The sequence below is a fragment of the Nocardioides luti genome, assembly GCF_014212315.1.
GTDB lineage: Bacteria > Actinomycetota > Actinomycetes > Propionibacteriales > Nocardioidaceae > Nocardioides > Nocardioides luti.
Genome location: NZ_JACKXE010000001.1, coordinates 2,665,819 through 2,682,562, shown reverse-complemented (window position 1 = coordinate 2,682,562; position 16,744 = coordinate 2,665,819). Strand labels below are relative to the sequence as shown.

14 protein-coding genes are annotated in these 16,744 nt (G+C 73.1%); 7 read left to right on the top strand and 7 right to left on the bottom strand.

Going from position 1 to position 16,744, the window contains the following annotated elements; translation table 11 throughout:
• The first annotated feature begins 139 nt into the window (after positions 1-139).
• Entirely contained in the window at positions 140-1,081 is a 942-nt protein-coding gene (locus H5V45_RS12700; RefSeq protein ID WP_185253263.1) for a LysR substrate-binding domain-containing protein, read from the top strand.
• Here H5V45_RS12700 and H5V45_RS12695 read toward each other — a convergent pair.
• Positions 1,036-2,310 carry a multidrug effflux MFS transporter gene (locus tag H5V45_RS12695; RefSeq protein ID WP_221633997.1) on the bottom strand — a complete coding sequence of 425 codons (1,275 nt, stop codon included), beginning with the start codon at positions 2,308-2,310 and terminating at the stop codon, positions 1,036-1,038. The genes H5V45_RS12700 and H5V45_RS12695 overlap by 46 nt on opposite strands.
• 119 nt (positions 2,311-2,429) lie before the next feature.
• Between H5V45_RS12695 and H5V45_RS12690 the strand changes: the two genes are divergently transcribed.
• From H5V45_RS12690 to H5V45_RS12680, 3 genes are all read left to right on the top strand, one after another.
• Positions 2,430-3,356 (top strand): MBL fold metallo-hydrolase, encoded by a 927-nt coding sequence (locus tag H5V45_RS12690; RefSeq protein WP_185253261.1) that lies wholly within the window; start codon positions 2,430-2,432, stop codon positions 3,354-3,356.
• 15 nt (positions 3,357-3,371) lie between these two features.
• Entirely contained in the window at positions 3,372-5,171 is a 1,800-nt protein-coding gene (gene uidA, locus H5V45_RS12685; protein WP_185253260.1) for a beta-glucuronidase, read from the top strand.
• Between the two features lie 173 nt (positions 5,172-5,344).
• Complete coding sequence (locus tag H5V45_RS12680) at positions 5,345-6,367, top strand: hypothetical protein (protein WP_185253259.1); 1,023 nt, start codon at positions 5,345-5,347, stop codon at positions 6,365-6,367.
• Between the two features lie 101 nt (positions 6,368-6,468).
• Here the strand turns inward: H5V45_RS12680 and H5V45_RS12675 are convergent, their stop codons facing one another.
• The gene (locus H5V45_RS12675) at positions 6,469-8,844 is read right to left on the bottom strand and encodes an alpha-L-rhamnosidase (protein ID WP_221633996.1); all 2,376 of its coding nucleotides are present in this window, start codon (positions 8,842-8,844) and stop codon (positions 6,469-6,471) included.
• A gap of 168 nt (positions 8,845-9,012) precedes the next feature.
• Here H5V45_RS12675 and pgm point away from each other — a divergent pair, with 168 nt between their 5' ends.
• The gene (pgm, locus tag H5V45_RS12670; protein ID WP_185253257.1) at positions 9,013-10,662 is read left to right on the top strand and encodes a phosphoglucomutase (alpha-D-glucose-1,6-bisphosphate-dependent); all 1,650 of its coding nucleotides are present in this window, start codon (positions 9,013-9,015) and stop codon (positions 10,660-10,662) included.
• A gap of 91 nt (positions 10,663-10,753) precedes the next feature.
• Here the strand turns inward: pgm and H5V45_RS12665 are convergent, their stop codons facing one another.
• The 3 genes from H5V45_RS12665 to H5V45_RS12655 all read right to left on the bottom strand — a co-directional run bounded on the left by H5V45_RS12665 (position 10,754) and on the right by H5V45_RS12655 (position 13,072).
• The gene (locus H5V45_RS12665) at positions 10,754-11,500 is read right to left on the bottom strand and encodes an FAD-binding oxidoreductase (protein ID WP_343061544.1); all 747 of its coding nucleotides are present in this window, start codon (positions 11,498-11,500) and stop codon (positions 10,754-10,756) included.
• Positions 11,497-12,108 (bottom strand): sulfite oxidase-like oxidoreductase, encoded by a 612-nt coding sequence (locus H5V45_RS12660; protein ID WP_185253256.1) that lies wholly within the window; start codon positions 12,106-12,108, stop codon positions 11,497-11,499. Before H5V45_RS12660 ends, H5V45_RS12665 begins: the two co-directional genes overlap by 4 nt.
• A gap of 130 nt (positions 12,109-12,238) precedes the next feature.
• A complete protein-coding gene (locus H5V45_RS12655) occupies positions 12,239-13,072 on the bottom strand; it encodes an alpha/beta fold hydrolase (RefSeq protein WP_185253255.1) in 834 nt (277 codons plus the stop codon).
• A gap of 49 nt (positions 13,073-13,121) precedes the next feature.
• On the opposite strand from H5V45_RS12655, the gene H5V45_RS12650 reads away from it, so the two are divergent.
• Both H5V45_RS12650 and H5V45_RS12645 read left to right on the top strand, forming a co-directional pair.
• A complete protein-coding gene (locus H5V45_RS12650; RefSeq protein WP_185253254.1) occupies positions 13,122-13,511 on the top strand; it encodes a hypothetical protein in 390 nt (129 codons plus the stop codon).
• Positions 13,512-13,593: 82 nt separating this feature from the next.
• Positions 13,594-14,037, top strand: a complete 444-nt coding sequence (locus H5V45_RS12645; RefSeq protein WP_185253253.1) for a VOC family protein — start codon at positions 13,594-13,596, stop codon at positions 14,035-14,037.
• 255 nt (positions 14,038-14,292) lie between these two features.
• Here H5V45_RS12645 and H5V45_RS12640 read toward each other — a convergent pair whose 3' ends face one another.
• Positions 14,293-15,531 (bottom strand): fatty acid desaturase family protein, encoded by a 1,239-nt coding sequence (locus H5V45_RS12640; RefSeq protein ID WP_185253252.1) that lies wholly within the window; start codon positions 15,529-15,531, stop codon positions 14,293-14,295.
• Between the two features lie 46 nt (positions 15,532-15,577).
• Positions 15,578-16,693, bottom strand: coding sequence for a ferredoxin reductase (locus H5V45_RS12635; protein WP_185253251.1), 1,116 nt, complete (start codon positions 16,691-16,693; stop codon positions 15,578-15,580).
• Positions 16,694-16,744: the final 51 nt, after the last annotated feature.

Here is a 16,744-nt window from a genome sequence, read left to right as displayed (position 1 = left end):
GGTGGTTTCGAGACAGGCGCCCAGGGCGCCTTCCTCGACCACCGGGGTGTGGTGGTGGTTTCGAGACAGGCGCCAGGGCGCCTTCCTCAACCACCAGGGGGTGTGTGTCGGGCGTCACTCTGCCACTAGTGTCTGTGGGGTGAGGGAACGGCTGCGGGACGTCGACGCCAACCTGCTGCTGTCACTGCACGCACTGCTGGAGGAGAAGAACCTCACCCACGCCGGCGAGCGGATGACGATGAGCCAGCCGGCGATGAGCGGGGCGCTGACCCGGCTGCGCAAGCACTTCGACGACGAGCTGCTCGTGCGCGTGGGCCGGGGCTTCGAGCTGACGCCGCTCGCGGAGCGACTGCGGGCCGAGGTGGCCGACGCGATCGAGGCCGCGGAGGCGCTGCTCGGCAACCAGCGCGACTTCGACCCGGCGTCGAGCACCAGGCGCTTCACGGTGAGCATGTCGGAGTACGCCATGACCGTCCTCGCCGAGCCGCTCACCCGGCTGCTGGCCGAGCAGGCGCCCGGCTGCTCCGTGGCGCTGGACGCGGTCAACGTCAGCCCCGACCAGTTCGAGACGCAGCTGATGCGTCGCGACCTGATCATCGGCCCGATCGGCTTCGACTTCCCGGGCCGCAAGCAGCCGGTCTTCACCGACCACCTCGTCTGCGTCGTGGCCCGCGGCAACCCGCGGCTGGTCGACGGGGCCCTGACGCTCGACGACCTGCAGCAGATGCCGCACGCGGTGGCGGAGTTCGGCGCTGCCGGCGAGCGCCGCCGCCCGCTGGAGGTGGAGCTGGAGCGGCGCGGGATCGTGGACCGCGCCGTGCTCGTCCAGGTGACCAGCCTGCTCACGCTGCCGTTCGCGGTCAGCGGCACCGAGATGTGCGCGTTCGTCCCGGCCCGGCTGGCCCGGCGCTGCCTGGACGTCCTCGACCTGGAGATCGCCGCCACCGACCTCACCGCCGTACAGATCACCGAGGCCGCGCACTGGCACCTGCGGCGCGAGAACGAGCCGGCGGTCGTGTGGCTGCGCCGGCTGCTCTACGACGTGGCCGTCTCGGTCGAGGACGAGCTCGCCACGTCCTGAGCGGACCCCGGGCCCGCAGGTGCTGCCGACGTAGGACGGGGCAGCCCGACCCGGCTGGCGGTGAACCCGAGCGCCGACGCGCACGCCATCACGACCGCGGGGACGAGGGCCGAGCCGGACCCGCCGAGCCCGACCAGCGGCGAGACCAGGGCACCGAGGGCGAACTGGCTGAACCCCAGGACCGCGCTGCCGGTGCCGGCGACCGGCCGCACCTCGGCCATCGCGAGGGCGGCGGCGTTGCCCATGATCCCGCCGTTGGCGGTGACGGCCAGGAAGATCGGCACCGGGTAGGTCCAGCCCGGCGCCCCCAGCGCGGCCAGCAGCACGAACGACACGGTGGCGAGCAGCTGCACGGTGATCGCGATCCGGACCAGGCGCCGCGGGTCGACGCGGTCGACCAGCCTGCTGGTGAACCACCCGGCCGCGATCAGCCCGCCGGCGTTGACGCCGAAGGCGACGCCGTACGCGATCTCGGAGAGGCCCACGACGTTCTGGTACACGAACGGCGACGCCGAGATGTAGGCCATCATCACGGCGAACGAGCACGCGAACACTGCGACCGGGCCGCGGTAGGCGCGGTTGGCGACCACGGCACGCAGGTCCCGCGCCCACGAGGTCGCGCCGGTGCTGCGCGCCGACGGCGGGTGCGTCTCGTCGATCACGAGCAGCACGCCGACGAGCATCGCGACGCACAGGGCGACGACGGTCCAGAGCATGCCGCGCCAGCCGACGGGGCCGGCGAGGAAGCCGCCGACCAGCGGGGCCAGGACCGGTGCGACGCCGCCGACGGTCAGCATCAGGGTGAAGGCGCGGGCCGCGGCGCGGCCGGTCACCACGTCGGCGATCACGGCCCGCCCGATGACCATCCCGCCGGCGCCGGCGAAGCCCTGGACGAGCCGGGCCACGACGAGCACGCCGAGCGAGGGCGCGAGTGCGCAGACGACGCCGGCCACCACGCAGGCGGTCGCGCTGACCAGGAGGGGGACGCGGCGGCCGTACCGGTCGGAGAGCGGCCCCATCACGAGCTGGCCGAAGGCGAGCCCGACCAGGAACGACGTGAGCGTGAGCTGGACCCCGCTCGCGTCCGCCCCGAGCGCGTCCTCCATCGCCGGGAAGCCGGGCAGGTAGAGGTCGGTCGCGACCGGTGCCAGCGCCGCCAGCGAGGCCAGGACGAGCAGCAGCGGCCAGCGGATGGGGGCGCCCGTCGCGGGCGCGGCAGGGGCCGTCACCCACGCAGTCAAACAGCGCGGGCGGTACGGCGGAACGGCGTGCTCGGGATGCCTGTGATCGGTCCTCGTGATGCCTCGCGGCCTTGTGGCGGCCGTCACCGTAGGGCTGACTTGGTGGCATGACCTGGGAAGACGGAGACAGCTACCTCGACGAGATGGCGCCGGGCGTGTACGCCTTCGTGCAGCCGGCCGGTGGGTGGATGGTGAACAACTGCGGCGTGATCACCGACGCCGCGGGCGACGCCGTGATCGTCGACACCACGTCGACCGAGAAGCGCAACCGCGCCTTCCTCGCCGAGGTCGCCGGAGTGTCCGCCCGCGACCCCAAGATCGCCGTCAACACCCACAGCCACCCGGACCACACCTACGGCAACGGCTTCCTGCCCGAGACCACCACGATCATCGGCCACCACCTGTGCCGCGAGGGCGTGCTGCGCGCCGGCCTGGCCGCCACGAAGGAGCTCCCGGCGGACTACGGCGACCTCGTGGTGCGCCCGCCGGACGTCACGTTCGACGAGCGGATGACGCTGCACCTGGCCGACTTCCCGGTCGAGCTCGAGGTGATGGGCCCGGCGCACTCGACCAACGACGTCGGCGTCTGGCTGCCCGAGCAGAAGGTCATGTTCGCGGGCGACCTCGCGTTCTCCGGCGGTCACCCGATCTTCCTCGAGGGCTCGATGAACGGCTTCCGGAAGGCCGTGCAGCGGATGCGCGCGCTCGAGCCCGAGGTGCTGCTGCCCGGCCACGGCCCGGTCTGCCGGGGCGCCGAGGTCGAGAAGGTGCTCGACGAGCTGGAGGAGTACGTCGGCTGGATCGAGTCGATCGCGACCTCGTCGTACGCCGAGGGCCTCACGCCGCTCGAGGCCGCCATGAAGCACCGCGACGGCCCCTACGGCGACCTGCCCGAGGGCGAGCGGGTCGTGTGCAACCTGCACCGGGCCTACGTCGAGCTCACCGACTACGAGCCGACCGTCCGGCTCGCCATCCCCACCCTGTGGCCGGAGATGGTCGCGCTCAACGGCGGCCCCATCGTCAGCCACGCCTGAGCGCCCGGCGCCCCGATGCTGCGGCCGCAGGACTCCCCCACGCGCGAGACCCGGACCCTCGACGGGTTGTGGGACTTCGCGCTCGACCGCGACGGGGTCGGGCGTGACGAGGGCTGGTGGCAGCGGGCGCTCCCGGAGGCCCGCCCGATGCCGGTGCCGGCCAGCTTCAACGACATCGTCCCGAGCCGGGAGTTCCGCGACCACGTGGGCGACGCGTGGTACCAACGCACCGTCCACGTCCCCGCCACCTGGGGCGGCGGCCGCGTCGTCCTGCGCCTCGACGCCGCCACCCACCGCGCGACGGTGTGGGTCGACGACGTCGAGGTGATGTCGCACGAGGGCGGCTACACGCCGTTCGAGGCCGACGTCACCGCGCACGTCACGCCCGGTGCCGCCGTACGCCTCACCGTCGTCGTCAACAACGAGCTGACCTTCCAGTCGATCCCGCCCGGGGAGCCGCTGCCGCCGGGCAGCGACGGCCGGCGGCGGCAGAAGTACCACCACGACTTCTTCAACTACGCCGGGCTGCACCGCTCGGTGCGGCTGTCGCGGACGCCCACGACGTACGTCGCCGACCTGGCCGTGACGACCGGGCTGGACGGCGGCACCGGCTCCGTGGCGTACGACGTCACGCTGGGCGGGTCCGCAGCCGGGACCACCGTCGGGGTGGTGCTGCGGGACGGCGCCGGCCGCGAGGTGGCCGCCGGCACCGGTGCGTCCGGCGTCCTGACCGTGCCCGACGTCCACCCCTGGCGACCCGGTGAGGGCCACCTCCACGACCTGGTCGTCTCGGTGCACCGCGGGGACGTCCTGGTCGACACCTACGTGCTGCCCGTGGGGATCCGCACGGTCGAGGTGCGCGGGCAGCAGCTGCTGATCAACGGCGAGCCGTTCCACTTCCGCGGCTTCAGCAAGCACGAGGACGCGGCCGTGCGCGGCAAGGGCCACGACGACGCGCTGATGCTGCACGACTTCGAGCTGATCGACTGGATCGGGGCGAACTCGATCCGCACGGCGCACTACCCGTACGCCGAGGAGGTCCTCGACCTCGCCGACCGGCGCGGCATCGTGGTCGTCGACGAGACCGCGGCGGTCGGCCTCAACCTGCCGCTGTCCGGCGGCCAGATCGGGGCGGACAAGCGGCCGACGTACTCCCCCGACACGGTGAACGACGCGACGCGCGAGGTGCACGCGCAGGCGATCCGGGAGCTCGTCGACCGCGACCGCCACCACCCCAGCGTGGTCGTCTGGTGCATCGCCAACGAGCCCGAGACGACGTCGGAGGAGGCGCGCGCCTACTTCGCGCCGCTGCTCGACCTCACCCGCGCGCTCGACCCGACCCGGCCGGTCGGCGTCGTCAACATGTTCCTCGCGCCGCCCGACCGGTGCCGCGTCACCGACCTGTGCGACCTGGTGATGGTCAACCGCTACTACGGGTGGTACCTCGACACCGGCGACCTCGCCGCCGCCGAGCTGAAGCTCGAGGCCGAGCTCCGCGCGTGGGCCGCGACCGGGAAGCCGGTCTTCCTGACGGAGTACGGCGGCGACGCGATCGCCGGCCTGCACGGGATCGCCGACGTGCCGTGGACCGAGGAGTACCAGTCGGCGCTCCTCGACATGACCCACCGCGTTCTCGACCGGGTCGACGGCGTCGTCGGCGAGCACGTCTGGAACTTCGCCGACTTCGCCACCGCCGACGCGATCTCGCGCGTCGACGGCAACCGCAAGGGCGTCTTCACCCGCGACCGCCGCCCCAAGGCCGCCGCCCACACCCTGCGGCGGCGCTGGCGGGGGCTCGGCGTCGGGGAGCGGTGACATAGCAACCGTTCCCGCTCCGGACTCGGTTGCTCACGCACCGCCCGAATGGGCCGGCGGCCCGCGAAAGTAAAGAAATCGCAGCCGGGGCCGCAACTTCTCGGCCCCCGATCCCGTCTTCAGGGCACGGGGGTGCTCGGAGCCCCCGCTCGCTGTCCCGGAAAGGACCTCTCGTGACCACTCGACCCCTTCGGATCCTGGCCCCGGCCCTGCTGGGCCTCGCCGCCCTCGCCGCCCCCGCCCTCGCCGTCGGAGGACCGGCCGACGCCGCCCCGGCCACCCTCGAGGCCGCGGCACCGACCGCGCCCCACCGCGCCGACTCCGTCAACGTCCGGCCCGCCACGCTCGACCGCGGCGCCGGCCCGAAGGTGCCGCAGGTGCTCGGGACGACGATCCTGGACCGCGGCACGAAGATCACGACGCGGGCCCAGGAGGTCCAGCTGTACGGCGTCTCGGACGGCGCCTACGTGATCGGGGTCTGGGGCCGCAACGGCTCGAGCCGGGTCGAGCGGGTCACGAAGGACGGCGAGCGCACCACGATCCTCCAGGGGATCCGCGGCGACATCTTGCTCTCCACCGACGGCCGCCAGCTGTTCGAGGGCGTCGTGCCGCGGGTCGGCACCACCCGGGTGACCGTCCTCGACGCGGTCACGGGCGAGCGCGTGGCGCGACGTACCTTCGACGGCTACGTCCGCGTCCTCGACGCCGACGAGGACCGCGCGGTCCTGGGCGGCACCGGCCCGGCCCGCACCTTCTGGTGGAACAACCAGTCCGACCTGACGTCGCGGATCTCGAAGCGCGAGGGGTACGTCGCCGACATCCGCGCCGACCGCGTCGGCACCTTCAGCCGCACCGCGGAGGGCTCCGTCGGGTCGAGCTTCGTCACCTCCCTCGCGAAGCCGAGGACGACGCTCTGGCGCTCCAGCCAGCAGGCCGTCCTGGCGATCGCGCCGAGCGGCCGGCGGCTGCTCACGACGTACCTCAACACCGACGGCCCCATCGGCCAGCTCGAGGTGCACGGCGCGACGGGCCGCAAGCTCGTCACCTACCGCACGCCCGGCTTCTTCGACGCCGCCGCGTGGGAGACCAACCAGGCGCTGCTGCTGACGGTCCAGGAGCGCGACGGCAGCGGCGTCACGCTGGTCCGCGCGCAGGGCACCGACCTCGAGCGCGCCAGCGCCCGGATGGCGCCGTAGGCGACCGTCCGGCCGCTGTAACGCGGTGTCCCCGTCACTGGTGCGGTGCTGCAGCACCCCATTCGCTACGTGGACACCGCGTTACAGCAGGCGCGGGGCGCTCAGAAGCTGTGCGTCCCGCCGCCCACCTCGTACGCCGTCCCATCGGGGAGCACGACATCGGCCGTGCACCCGGGCGGGACGGTGACGTGCAGCGAGATGCCCGAGCCGCCCGGGGCCGCGGCCGAAGACCACGCCACCTCGATCCGCCCGTGCACGGAGTCGTGCCAGGTCGAGGCCGAGGTGATCCCGCCGCCCGGACGCGGGGCGACGCGGAAGCGGCGCCAGGTGGTGGCGGTGCGCTGCAGGCCGGCGACGTACCGGTGCAGGAACGACACCACCGCCCCCTTGGAGTAGTGGTTGAGCGACTCGTGCGGCACGCCGTCCTCGTCGAGACCCTCCCAGCGCTCCCAGACGGTCGTCGCACCGCGGTCGATCATCGCCAGCCACGACGGCTGGGTGTCCTGGAACAGCAGCTCGTAGGCCAGCTCGAGGTGGCCGTGGTCGGCCAGCACCGGCAGCAGGTCGGGTGTGGACAGGAAGCCGGTGCCCAGGTGGGTGCCGGCCTCGCGGACCAGCGCGGCGAGGTCGTCGGCGGTCTGCTGGCGCAGCTCGTCGGGCACCAGGCCGAAGCGCAGCGCGCGGACCAGGTTGGCCTGCGTGCGGGGTGAGACCCGCCCGGTCCCGGCGTCGACGAACTCGCACCGCCAGGCGTCGACGACCGCCGCGCTGAGGGCGGCATACCGCTGCGCGTCCTCCGCACGGCCCAGCACCCGCGCGATCGCCGCGGCGTGCCGCGTCGACCAGGCGTAGTACGCCGTCGCGACGTCGGACTTGTCGGCCGCGATGAACGCCGCGAAGTCGGCCGGCTCGCCGCCGGGCTCGAGCCACTCGCCCCAGTGGAAGCCGGTGTCCCAGAGGTGCTGCTCGTGCGGCAGCGGCTCCGGTCGGGCCGCGACCCGGTCGGGGTGCCGGGCACCCGTCGCCATCCGCTCGGTCCGGTCCAGCCAGGCCACCATGGTCGGCCACAGCTCCTCGAGGACGGCGGTGTCGCCGTACTCCTCGTGCAGCTCCCACGGCACCAGCACCGACGCGTCGCCCCACCCGGCCGAGCCGTTGGTGGTGCGCAGGAAGCCGGTCATCTCGGCGACCGGCATCGGCGCCATGCCACCGATCGTGCCGTCCTCCCACTGGCCGGCCGCGACGTCGCGCAGCCACTTGGTGGAGAAGCCGTCGACGTCGTAGAGGTAGGTCGCGGTGGGGACGTAGAGCTGCCAGTCGCCCGTCCACCCAGCCCGCTCGCGGGTGGGGCAGTCGGTCGGGATGTCGCAGGCGTTGCCGCGGAAGCTCCACACGGCCGCGTCGTGCAGCCGGTTGACCCGGTCGTCGTCGCACGTGAAGCCGCCGCGCGGAGCGAGGTCGGTGTGGACCACGACGCCCGTGACGTCGTCGGCGGTGAGCGGCCCCGGGTGGCCCTCCACCCGCACGTAGCGGAAGCCGTGCGTCGTCAGCCGCGGCTCGAAGACGTCGCCGTCGCGCCCCGCCGAGACCACGCGGTCGACCTGCCCGGCGCTGAGCGGGTGCGGCAGGAACGGCATCGCCGGCTGCAGGTGCGTCATCGTCACGTCGCCGTCCGGGCCGAGCGCCTCGCCGTGCGTCAGCGTGATCGCGGTGCCCTCCGGGCCGAGGCTGCTCAGCCGGACCCGGCCGTTGACGTTCTGCCCGAGGTCGACGACGTAGGTCCCGGGGTGCGGCTCGGTGACCCCGACCGGCCGGATCTCCTCGACCGGGCGAACCGGCGGGGCGGGCGAGGTCGTGAGGGTGTCGAAGCCGCGGTCGCTGACGACGACCGGCTGCCACCCGGCCTCGGGCTCGGCCCCCACGAGCCGGCGGTCCTCGTGCTGACCCTCGATCAGGTCAGCCTGGAGGACGTACGACGGCGTCCACCGCCAGGTCTCGTCGGTGCCCACCACGGTGGTCGTGCCGTCCTCGTGCTCGAGGTGCAGCTGCGCGAGGAACGCCGTGGTGTCGCCCCACTGGTCGGTGGCGCGGAGGATGCCGACCTGGCCGCGGTACCACCCGTCGGCGAGCAGCGCCTCCAGCCGGTGGGCGCCGGGCGCGCCCGCGAGCATCGCCGTGACGTCGTACGACTGGACCTGGACGCGGTGGGCGTACTCCGTGAACCCGGGCGTCAGCTCGTCGGCCGTGACCCGCGTGCCGTCGATGCTCAGCTCGTAGATCCCGTGCGCGGTCGCGTGCACGACGGCCCGCCGCACGGGGGCGGCGACGTCGACCGCGCCGCGCAGGAGGTACGCCGGCCGCCGGCCGCCCGGCGGCACCTCGTCGGCCGGGACCGCGGGCGAGACCCACTGCGCCTGCCACGCGTCGGGCGGGGCAATCGGGGCCGGGTCGGTCGGGTCCGGGGTCAGCGCGCTCACGCGCCGACTCTGCCGCGACTCGTCCGCGCGCGGAAGCACGCCGTCCGGATGCTCGGCATCCGTCGACCCGATGCCCCGCGTCCGCCGCGTGTGCCTGAGGACGCGCCCCGGCGCGTCCTCAGGCACACGACGCGGACGGCGGGTGGCCGCGCGGTGCATGATGTCGCCATGAGCGACCCCCGCGCCGGACAGACCGCCGAAGCCTCCGACCTCGTCGACGTGGCGCACCTCGTCACGGCGTACTACACCGGCGTCCCCGACCCCGAGGACGTCGACCAGCAGGTCGCCTTCGGCACCAGCGGCCACCGCGGCACGTCCCTCAAGACGTCGTTCAACGAGACGCACATCCTGGCGACCACGCAGGCGATCTGCGACTATCGCCGCGAGCAGGGGTACGACGGCCCGCTGTTCATCGGCCGCGACACCCACGGCCTCTCGGAGCCCGCGTGGGCGACCGCGCTCGAGGTGCTCGTCGCGAACGACGTGACCGTGCTCGTCGACGACCGCGACGGCTACACCCCCACCCCCGCCGTGTCCCACGCGATCCTGCGGGCCAACCGCGGCAAGGGCTCGACCGGCGCGGGCCGCGGGCTCGCCGACGGCATCGTGGTGACGCCCTCGCACAACCCGCCGAGCGACGGCGGCTTCAAGTACAACCCGCCCCACGGCGGCCCCGCCGACACCGACGCGACCTCGGTCATCGCGGCCCGGGCGAACGAGCTGATCAAGGCCGGGCTCGGCGACGTGCGGCGGACGCCGTACACCCGTGCCCGGAAGGCCGTGGAGGGCTACGACTTCCTCGAGACGTACGTCGACGACCTGCCGAACGTCGTCGACCTGGCCGCGATCAAGCAGGCGGGCGTGCGGATCGGGGCGGACCCGCTCGGGGGCGCGAGCGTGCACTACTGGGGCGAGATCGCCGAGCGGCACGGGCTCGACCTGACCGTGGTGAACCCGCTCGTCGACGCGACGTGGCGCTTCATGACGCTCGACTGGGACGGCAAGATCCGGATGGACTGCTCGTCGCCCAACGCGATGGCGTCGCTGATCCGCCGCAAGGACGAGTACGACCTCGCCACCGGCAACGACGCGGACGCCGACCGGCACGGGATCGTCACGCCGGACGGCGGGCTGATGAACCCCAACCACTTCCTCGCGGTCGCGATCGGCTACCTCTTCGGCGGCGCCCGCCCGGGCTGGCCGGACTCCGCGCGGATCGGCAAGACCCTGGTGTCCTCGTCGATGATCGACCGGGTCGCCGCGTCCATCGGCAAGCCGATGGTCGAGGTGCCGGTCGGGTTCAAGTGGTTCGTACCGGGCCTGCTCGACGGGTCGTTCGGCTTCGGCGGCGAGGAGTCGGCCGGGGCCTCCTTCCTGCGGACCGACGGCACCACCTGGACGACCGACAAGGACGGCCTGCTCCTCTGTCTGCTCGCCTCCGAGATCCTGGCGACCACGGGCAAGACCCCGTCGCAGCACTACGCCGACCTGGTGGCCGAGCACGGCGACCCGGCGTACGCCCGCATCGACGCCCCCGCCGACCGCGCCCAGAAGGCCGCGCTCGCGGCGCTCTCCCCGGACGACGTGTCGGCCACGTCGCTGGCCGGCGAGGAGATCACCGCCAAGCTGACCGAGGCGCCCGGCAACGGCGCGAAGATCGGCGGTCTCAAGGTCACCACCGAGTCCGCCTGGTTCGCCGCCCGCCCGTCCGGCACCGAGGACGTCTACAAGATCTACGCCGAGTCGTTCCGCGGCGCCGAGCACCTCGCCCAGGTGCAGGCCGAGGCCCGCGAGGTCGTGTCCGCGGCGCTGGGCTGACCGCTGCGGCGGGATAGTCCGCCACGTTCTTGTCGCCCGGGAGGCCCGGGAACGACGAATTCGTGGCGGACTATCCCGCCAACACGCTCCCTCAGCCGGTGACGCCGAACCGCTCGACGCGGATGGCGTCGGGGCTCAGCCCCGCCTCGGTCAGCAGCCCCTCGGCGAACGCGGCGAAGCGCGACGAGCCGCAGACGAAGGCGACCTCGACGCCGTCGAGGAGCGCCGCGACCTCCTCGCGCGTCGGGGGTCCGGCCGGCCGCTCCCCCACGCTCTGCCGGGTGAAGGCCAGCGTGGCGCCGGCGCGGTCGAGCTCGTCGGCGTACGGCAGGTCGTCGGGACCGCGACCGACCGCGACGACCCGGACGAGGTCGGGCCGGCCGAGGCGCCGGGCGGTCCGCGTCATCGCGACCGCGGGCACGACGCCCGTCCCCCCGACCAGGCAGAGCGCCGGCGTGCGGGTGTCCCAGGAGAACCAGCGGCCGATCGGGCCGCGCAGCTCGAGCACGTCCCCGACCTCGGCGACGTCGGCCAGGAACTCCGACACCTCGCCGCCCGGGAGCCTCTCGACGAGGAACTCCACGAGCGGGTCGTCGTCGTCGGAGGCGAGGGAGTACGACCGCTGGGCGGTGTAGTCGTCGGGCGCGCGCAGCCGGATCAGGTAGTGCTGGCCGGGCCGGTGCCGCTGGCGGTCCTCCACGTGCATCCGGAGCCGGACCAGGTGGGGGGCGGGGAGGTCGTGGGTGATGATCCGACCGGTCGTCCAGGCCGTCGTCGTCGCGGTGACGGCGTCGATCGCGCCCACGTCGTCCGGGCCGTCCGGGCCGTCCGCGCTCACGCGTCGCCCTGGTAGCGCTGCTCCCGCCACGGGTCGCCGCGGTCGTGGTAGCCGTTGCGCTCCCAGAACCCCGGCTGGTCCTCGGCCACCAGCTCGAGCCGGCTGATCCACTTCGCGGACTTCCAGAAGTACAGGTGCGGCACCAGCAGCCGGACAGGTCCGCCGTGCTCGCGGGTGAGGGGCTTGCCGGCGTACTCCCAGACCAGCCAGGCCCTCCCGCCGGTGACGTCCGCGAGGGGCAGGTTGGTGGTGTAGCCGGTGCTGGCGTGCGCCACCACGAAGGCGGCGTCCGCCGTCGGGCCGGCCGCCTCGAGGAGGGTGTCGACCGAGACGCCCCCGAAGGTCACGTCGAACTTCGACCACGTCGTGACGCAGTGGATGTCGCCGGTGTACGCCGAGCGCGGCAGCTGCTGGACGTCGTCCCACGTCCAGGTGGTCGGCCGGTCGACCAGCCCGTCCACCCGGACGCTCCAGGCGTCCCGCTCCAGGTGCGGCGTGGCCTCGGCCGTCAGCACCGGCCAGCCGGCGCCCACGTCGTACTGCCCGGGCGGGAGCCGGCTCTCAGGGCCGTCGGGGCGGCGGCGGAAGAAGCCACGGGTCACCGGCATCGGGGCCTCCTGCGGGTCGGGCTGCGGGATCGGGCGGAACCTGGCGCCAGCCTAGCCAGCCGGCGTCGGTGGGATAGTCCGCCACGAACTTGTCACTCGGGGGACCCGGGAACGACGGATTCGTGTCGGACTATCCCGGCAGCGCGCTCCCGAGGTGCTCCACCAGCAGCGCCCCCAGGGCGTCGGCGGCCTCCTCGGGGATCCAGTGCGAGACGCCCGGCAGCACGTCGAGGCGGTAGGGACCGCTGACGCAGGCCGCCGTGCCCTCGGCGCCGGCGCGGCGCAGCGCGTGGTCGCCGTCGGACCACACGTGCAGGGTCGGGACGGGCACGTCCGGGGTGTCGGCGACGTCCTCCAGCCGCTGGGCGGCGTACCACCGCAGCCACGCGGCCAGCGCGCCCGGCTCCCGCGCCCGGACCAGCATGTGCTCGACGTCGACCGCGCCCGGCATCGGCCCGAAGAGCGAGCGGAAGCGCGCCGCGTCGTCGGCCAGCAGGACCGCGTCGTACGACGGGGTGGCGAAGTCGCGCATGTAGGTCGAGGCCGCCCGCTGCTCGTCGTCCGTGCGGAGCGCCGTGATGAAGGCCCGCGGGTGCGGGACCGAGACCGCCGTGAGCGTCCGCACCCGCTCGGGGTGCCGGGCGCCGAGCTGCCAGGCGACCGCCGCGCCCCAGTCGTGGCCGACGACGTGGGCACGGTCGACCCCGAGCGCGTCGAGGATCCCGAGGGCGTCGCCCGCGAGCGGCCCGATCCGGTAGTCCTCGACGTCGTCGGGCCGGGCGCCGGGCGAGTAGCCCCGCTGGTCCGGCACGACCACCCGGAAGCCGGCGTCGAGCAGCGTCGGCAGCACCAGACGCCAGGAGTGCCCCGACTGCGGGAAGCCGTGCAGCAGGAGCACGACCGGCGCGTCGTCCGGCCCGCTCACCGCCACGTCGAAGGTGTGGGCGCCCACGTCGACCTGCATCCGTCGACCCTAGCCAGCACCCGGGCGCGATCCGCGGGAGACTGGTCCCGTGCGCTTCACCGAGAACGAGATGACCCAGGCGATGGCCGGCGCGGCCAAGTCGGTGCTCGCGGCCCGGCGCGACGTCCGCCGGGGCAAGCGGGACGTCGACGAGCTCTGGGAGACGATGGACCGGCACCAGCGCTACCAGCTGCTCAGCTCGCTGGGCAGCCAGGTGCTGCCGGTCCTGGTCGCGCTCCCCGACGTGGACGTGGCCCCGGGCACGCGACCGACGTACTCCGACCGGCAGGTGCTCGCCACCGTCGAGGAGGTCGCGAGCGACGACCTTGGGCGGGTCCGCCGTGCCGTGCTGGTCCGCGCCCGTGTCGCCCTCGTGCAGGCCGCGCTCGCGCACGTGCCGCCGCGGCTGGACCCGGACGCCCTGCTCGGCCCGGAGTAGCCCCGGAGCAGCCCAGGACTGTCCACGCGGACTGTCGGCGCGGGCTGGCATCGTGGTCCCGACGACGACCCGGAGGTGCTCCATGACGGTGAGGTTCCAGCTCACGATCGACTGCGCGGTGGCAGAGCCGCTGGCCCGCTTCTGGGCGGAGGCGCTGCACTACGTGCCGGCGCCGGTCCCGGACGGCTTCGCGTCGTGGGACGACTTCTACCGCTCGCTCGGGGTGCCCGAGGACGAGCTCGGCGGCGGGACGGACTCGATCGTCGATCCACGCGGCGAGGGGCCGCGGATCTGGTTCCAGGTGGTGCCGGAGGCGAAGTCGGTGAAGAACCGCTTCCATCTCGATGTCGACGCCAGTGGCGGACGGAGCGTGCCGCTGGAGGTGCGGCGCGAGCGGGTCGAGGCCGAGGCCACCCGCCTCGCTGCCCTCGGGGCCACCCGCACGCGCACGGTCAGCGAGGAGTGGCTCGATCACTACGCCGTGGCGATGACCGATCCCGAGGGCAACGAGTTCGACGTCTTCTAGGACGCCGTCAGGTCAGGGTCAGCGACCGCTCCGCACACGTCCCAGGATGAACAGCACGAGGGCGATGATGGCGAGGATGATCAGAATGGTCCACAGCATGGTGTGACTCCGTCCGGTTGATGGGGGTTGACACAGCGCCGTCGGAGCCCGAGCAGCGACTGCAGGAACGACGTTCCCCCTCTGACGGATCTCAAACGGGGACGCGCGCCGTGGGAGTGCCGGACGGCTTCCCGACGGGCGCGCGCCCCGCTCGCGTCAGGCGGCGACCTTGGCGCCCTGCAGGCGGCGCGCCTGCTGGGTGAGGCGGGCCTGGGCGGCCCGGCGGACCTTGGGGCCACCGGTCGTCATCTTGTAGAGCATCTTGACCTGCGGCACGGCGTTCTTCGGCGTGGTCGTGGCCAGCCAGCCGTTCGGCAGCGAGAGCCGCACGACCTTGTGCCAGGCCGACGCGAGCTGCTTCGGGAACGGCTGGGCGTGGTAGTTCAGGCCGTACTTGTCGAAGAGGTCCTTCACCTTCGGCGCGATCTCGGCGTACCGGTTCGACGGCAAATCCGGGAACAGGTGGTGCTCGATCTGGTGCGAGAGGTTGCCGGACATCAGGTGCATGGCCTTCGAGCCGGAGATGTTGGCCGAGCCGAGCATCTGGCGGACGTACCACTCACCGCGGGTCTCGCCGTCGATCGAGCGCTTCTCGAAGGTCTCGACGCCCTCGGGGAAGTGGCCGCACATGATGATCGAGTGCGACCACAGGTTGCGCACGACGTTCGCGGTGAAGTTCGCGGCGAGCGTCGGCAGGAACGAGCCGGTCGGGATCGACAGCGCCGGGTGCACGACGTAGTCCTTGGTCGCCTGGTTGCGGATCTTCTTCAGCACCTGGCTGACCCGCGCCTTGAACTCGGGGTCCTTGGTCTTCTTGCGCTTGATGTTCGCACCGAGCTCGAGGTCGTACGCCGCGATGCCGTACTCGAAGAAGCAGGCGTTGATGAAGTTCCACAGCGGCTGCACGAGGAAGAACGGGTGCCACGGCTGGTCCTCGTCCACGCGCATGATGCCGTAGCCGAGGTCGTTGTCCTTGCCGATCACGTTGGTGTACGTGTGGTGCAGCTCGTTGTGCGAGTGCTGCCACTGCTTGGCCGGCGTTGCCATGTCCCACTCCCACGTCGTGGAGTGGATCTTCGGGTCGCGCATCCAGTCCCACTGGCCGTGGAGGATGTTGTGGCCGATCTCCATGTTCTCGAGGATCTTCGCGACGCTCAGGCCGGCGGTGCCGACGACCCACGCCGGCGGGAAGGCCGACGCCAGGAGCACGGCGCGCGAGGCGAGCTCGAGCTTGCGCTGGACGTCGATGACCTTGCGGATGTACGCCGCGTCGCCCTCGCCGCGCGCGTCCAGGATGTCCTGGCGGATCGCGTCGAGCTCGACACCGAGCTGCTCGATGTCCTCGGGGGTGAGGTGGTCGATCGGGCTGGTGGGCTTCTTCTGCAGGGCGGTCATGGTGTCGCTCCTTCTCGGGGGATCGAGCGGGTCGGAGGGGAAAGGGTCAGTGGTCGATCTCGCACGCGCCGGCGGCGGCGCTGATGCAGGTCTGGATGATCACGCCGTCGCCGGGGGCGGCGACGGTGAGCTGGCCGTTGCGCAGGTCGCGCACGGCGCCCTCGCGCAGCGGCAGGACGCAGCCGAAGCAGACGCCCATCCGGCAGCCGCTCGGCATCAGGACGCCCGCGGCCTCGGCGGCGTCGAGGATCGGGGTGGCGGCGTCGGCCACGACGGTCGCGCCGTTCTTCGCGAACGAGACCGTCCCACCCTCGCCGGTGACGACGGTGGCGGTGCGGAAGCGCTCGATGTGCAGCGGCAGCTCGCGGGCGCCGTGGTGCGCCTCGAGGGCGTCGAGCAGGCCGACCGGCCCGCAGGCGTACGTCGTGCGCTCGGCCAGGTCGGGGACGATCGTGGCCAGGTCGTCGACGTCGAGCATCCCGTCGGTGTCCGTGTGCAGCTCGACGAGGCGGAGCTTGCCGGCGGCGGCGTACTCCCGCAGCTCCTCGCCGAAGATCACCTCGGAGCGCGAGAGCGCCGAGTGCAGCAGCACGATGTCGCCGCCGAACGGCGTGGCGCGCGAGAAGAGGTTGCGCAGCATCCCGATCACCGGGGTGATGCCGGAGCCGGCAGTGACGAGCAGCAGCTTCGCGGGCATCGGGGTCGACAGCACGAAGTCGCCCTCGGCCTGGCCCAGGTGGATCATCTGGCCGGCGCGGACCCGGCGGACGAGGTGGTTCGAGACCACCCCGTCCGGGATCGCCTTGACGGTGATGGAGATGCAGCGGTCGGCACGGGGGCCGTGGGTCAGGGAGTAGGTGCGCCACAGGCGGACGCCGTCGACGTCGACGCCGACGCGGAGGTACTGGCCGGGGACGTGGCCGGCCCAGTCGCGCCCGGGCTTGATGACGATCGTGGCGGAGTCGGCGGTCTCGGCGGTGACGGAGACGACCTTGCCGCGGAGGGTGGCGCCGGCGCGGAGCGGGTGGAAGACGTCGAGGACGTCGTCGAGCTCGAGCGGGGTCACGGCGGCCTCGGCGATGCGGCGCAGGCTGCCCCGGAGGCTCCGCCCGGTCGGGGCGGCCGCCGATCCGGCGCTGCGGGTGCTGACGTCGATGCTCATGTATCCAATGTCCTGCACCGAGGGCGTAAAGTCCTGTCCGTGGGACGTGAA

Coding starts and splice junctions, on each gene's coding strand:
- H5V45_RS12690 (WP_185253261.1), top strand. CDS start 2,430: ATGACCTGGGAAGACGGAGACAGCTACCTCGACGAGATGGCGCCGGGC.
- uidA (WP_185253260.1), top strand. CDS start 3,372: ATGCTGCGGCCGCAGGACTCCCCCACGCGCGAGACCCGGACCCTCGAC.
- pgm (WP_185253257.1), top strand. CDS start 9,013: ATGAGCGACCCCCGCGCCGGACAGACCGCCGAAGCCTCCGACCTCGTC.
- H5V45_RS12660 (WP_185253256.1), bottom strand. CDS start 12,108: ATGCCGGTGACCCGTGGCTTCTTCCGCCGCCGCCCCGACGGCCCTGAG.
- H5V45_RS12655 (WP_185253255.1), bottom strand. CDS start 13,072: ATGCAGGTCGACGTGGGCGCCCACACCTTCGACGTGGCGGTGAGCGGG.
- H5V45_RS12645 (WP_185253253.1), top strand. CDS start 13,594: ATGACGGTGAGGTTCCAGCTCACGATCGACTGCGCGGTGGCAGAGCCG.
- H5V45_RS12640 (WP_185253252.1), bottom strand. CDS start 15,531: ATGACCGCCCTGCAGAAGAAGCCCACCAGCCCGATCGACCACCTCACC.
- H5V45_RS12635 (WP_185253251.1), bottom strand. CDS start 16,693: ATGAGCATCGACGTCAGCACCCGCAGCGCCGGATCGGCGGCCGCCCCG.